This is a genomic window from Myxococcus vastator (assembly GCF_010894475.1).
In the GTDB taxonomy this organism is placed as follows: Bacteria; Myxococcota; Myxococcia; order Myxococcales; family Myxococcaceae; genus Myxococcus; species Myxococcus vastator.
This window is the reverse complement of record NZ_JAAIYB010000656.1, coordinates 1-3,454: the sequence shown is the minus strand read 5'-3', so window position 1 is coordinate 3,454 and position 3,454 is coordinate 1. Positions and strand designations below refer to the sequence as shown.

Annotated in this window: 3 protein-coding genes; 2 read left to right on the top strand and 1 reads right to left on the bottom strand. The window is 70.0% G+C overall.

Annotated elements, in window-relative coordinates; genetic code table 11:
• On the top strand, nt 1–269 hold a 269-nt coding region (locus tag G4D87_RS35625; RefSeq protein ID WP_163787200.1), incomplete at its 5' end, for a rhodanese-like domain-containing protein.
• 15 nt (nt 270–284) lie between these two features.
• On the opposite strand, the gene G4D87_RS35620 is transcribed toward G4D87_RS35625, so the two are convergent.
• Nucleotides 285–2,582, bottom strand: a complete 2,298-nt coding sequence (locus tag G4D87_RS35620) for a serine/threonine protein kinase (RefSeq protein WP_163787198.1) — start codon at nt 2,580–2,582, stop codon at nt 285–287.
• A 254-nt stretch (nt 2,583–2,836) separates the two neighbouring features.
• Here G4D87_RS35620 and G4D87_RS35615 point away from each other — a divergent pair, with 254 nt between their 5' ends.
• A complete protein-coding gene (locus tag G4D87_RS35615) occupies nt 2,837–3,298 on the top strand; it encodes a hypothetical protein (RefSeq protein ID WP_163787195.1) in 462 nt (153 codons plus the stop codon).
• Nucleotides 3,299–3,454 lie beyond the last annotated feature (156 nt).

Genomic DNA, 3,454 nt, shown 5'->3' with positions numbered 1-3,454 from the left:
GCCCCGCCCTGCTCGACGTGCGCTTTGCCTCGGAGCATGCCTGGGTGGCCCTGCCGGACTCGCTGTTGATTCCCCTGCCGGAGCTGGAGGAGCGCGCGGAGGAACTGGAGCCCCTGCGCGGCCGGCCCGTGGTCGTCTACTGCCACCATGGCGTGCGCAGCCTGGACGGCGCGGCCTACCTGATGTCGCTGGGCATCGACGCGGTGTCGCTGCGAGGCGGCATTGACTTGTACGCCCGACAGGTGGACCCCCGCCTGCCCCGCTACTGACAGGGCGGCACGCCGCTAGCCCACGAAGGCGGACAAGTCTTCGGTCTGCTTGTTGATGAGGCCGGGCTTGATGTCGACCTCGAACATGAAGGGCTCCTTCAGCGGCCCGCCCTGCAGCTCCAGCTTGTGGCGGCCCTCCATGAGGTCGAGCTTCATGCCCCTGTTGCCCAGGTAGGGCCCCAGGTCCTGGCCATTGCGCTTCACGGAGATGCCGCGCAGACCGTCCGGCTTCAGCGTCAGCTGGAGCTGGCCCCGGCGGAACTCGTAGGTGAAGGACTTGGCCTGACCGGGCTCCCCGAAGGCGAGCGTGTCGACCTCCTCCTTGTAGATGCCCTGCTGCTCGTTCACCAGGATGAGCGTGTCCTGCAGATGGGCGCCCGCCGCATTGACGAGGGGCGTCTCCCCCAGCTCCGTCACCGGCTGCTGGCTGCCGCAGCGCTCGGTGTGGCGCACCGAGACCTTCACCTTCTCGTTGGTGTTGACCGACAGCGTCACCGACTGCCCGTCGGAGGCGCGGCTGTTGAGCACCGAGAGGATGGGCTTGTGGAACACCAACCCCACGGCCACCAGCCCCACGATGAACCCGACCGTGGCGATGTTGCGCTTGGCCACACCCGCGCGAGCGCTCCGCGCGGACTTCTCCAGCGCCCGGTCCACCTCGGCGTCCTCGGCGCGCGAACGCGCCAGGGCCACGCTCGACGTCCTCGAACGCGGCGGGGCCGACGGCATCTCCGCGCGGCTCGACGTGCGGCGGCGCGGCGGGGCCTCGGAGGGGTGGATGCCGGACTGCATCCCTGTCCTGCGGCGAGGCGGCGGCGCGGGCTCCGGCGGCGGAAGCATGGTCCGCTCGTCGTCCAGCTCCTCGTCCTCCATCCGGGTGCGCTCATCGACCGCCGCCATGCTCGCGCGCGAGCGGGACGGAGGCGGCGGCCCTGGATCATCCACGATGGGCGCGGCGCGCGTGGCGGAGCGACGAGGCGGGGGCGGTTCGCCCACGCCGGTCCGGCTCAGGTCCGAACGGGAGCTCGTCCGCGCAATCTGCGTGGAGTTGGGGTTGGACGGACGGCGCAGCTCCGCGGACGTCCTGCTCCGGCGCGGCGGCGGGGCGTCCTCGACTCCAGACGGCGCCTCCCACTCCCCCTGCTCGTCGGCCTCCACCGCGGGCGCCGCGGCCGAGGTGCGCCGGGGCCCCATGGACGTCCGGGAAGGCGCGCCACGCTGACGCTCGCGAACCGAGGCCTCGCCCGGAGGCGCCTCCCAGTTCATGTCCGCGGCGGCGGAGGTGCGGCTGCGGCCACGCTCCTGCGGCGGCGGCGTGGGCGGCATGGGCGTGCCGGAGTTCGCGGAGTCCTCGCCCACGGGCACCACCTGGCCCTGGGCCTTCTCCTCCGCCAGGCGGTCGGCGAAGAGCGTCTCCATCAGCTCGGAGATCTGCACCGAGCCGGCCACCCAGCGCTGCCCGACGAGAATCTCCTCCAGCGCCATCTGGAACTGGCGCGCGTCCCGGTAGCGGTCGTCCGAGTTCTTCGCGATGGCCCGCATCACCACCGGGTCCATCTCCTCCGGGACGTCCGCCACCTGTGAAGGCGCGGCGATGGCGCACTCCATGGCGGCCTGCAGCGTGGCCAGCTCCGAGTCGCGCTTCAACGGACGCACGCCCGTGAGCAGCTCGTAGAGCACCAGGCCAATGGCGAAGATGTCCGCGCGGCCGTCCAGCGGCTTGCCGGCGGCCTGCTCCGGCGCCATGTACGCGAACTTGCCCTTGATGGCGCCCGACTTCGTGAGCGACGCCTGATCCGCCGCCTTGGCGATGCCGAAGTCCACCAGCTTCACCGAGCCGTCGAAGCTGATCAGGATGTTCTGCGGCGAGATGTCGCGGTGCACCACGCGCAGGGGCCGGCCCGCGTCATCCGTGCGGCTGTGGGCGTAGAACAGGCCTTCACAAGCGGCGGCGACGATGCGGATGGCCAGCGGCCGGGCCACCCACTGCCCCGTGCTGGCGGCCTTGCGCATCACCCGGCCTAGGTCCTCGCCGTGGATGAACTCCATGGCGATGTAGTAGGTGCCGTTGGCCTCGCCGAACTCGTAGACCTGGGCGATGTTCGGGTGGTTGAAGCGCGCGGCAATCAGCGCCTCGTTCCGGAACATCTCCACGAACTCACGGTCCTCCGCGAGGTGCGGGAGGATGCGCTTCACCACGAGGTTCTTGTGGAACCCCTCGATGCCCGTCTGGCGCGCCAGCCAGACTTCGGCCATGCCGCCCGTGGCGAGCTTCTTAAGAAGCTGATATTTCCCGAATGATTGAGGGTTCATCCCGGGACATCGCCGGCGGGGAGCAGGCTCAGGTGGAATGCAGCAGGGCAGCGCATCTTAGAGGACAGCCACTTCGGAGGCAAAGGCACCCCGGATTCAAATCCGGATGGGTACTGCTCGCCAGCCTCCTCATTGCAACTACCACGGTTGCGGCTCCCGCGAACGATCAGATTCGCGTCGAACGCCGGGGGGACGTCCTGGAACTCCGCTGGTCCGACGCGGAGGAGCGGCTCCAGGGGACCGTCCACCCCGCCATGCCCACGGAGGGAGAGCCCATCTCCGTGTCGTTGCATGTAGGCAGCTTCGAGGGCCCCGAATTCGATGGCCCCCTCACCGTCACGTTCCACCCCACCGGGTCGCCTTCCCAGCAGACGAAGACGCTGACGCGGGACGGGGTGAACTGGCACACCCAGTTCACCCCAGACGAGCCCGGGCCGTGGGATTTGGAGGTGCGATACCGCGGCACCCACCTCAAGGTGATCACCGCGCGCTTCTCCGTGGCCCGCTCGCCCCTCCCCCGCGGCATGGGCTGGGGACTGATTCTGGTGGGTGCTGGCACGGCGCTGGCCCTGGGCCTGCGCAACGTCCTGCGGCGCGTGAAGTCGTCCGGCGCCAACCCAGGGATAACGCAGACTCCGCCTCCGCCGGCGGCGCCCTCCACGCCGGAAGCGGGCAGCACCCCCACCCCGCCGGCCGATCCTCCGTCCAGCCAGTAACTCCTTCCAACCGACGGGCATTCGTACAGGGTCGCCTGCCGCGACATTGGGAACTTTCGTTCCCTGTCACGGCAACGTGACGGCCTGGTCACGGGTTTTCTACACCGGCAGGCCCGCTTTTCGTCCGGAACCGGACCCCGCCCCACCCTCCGCGTC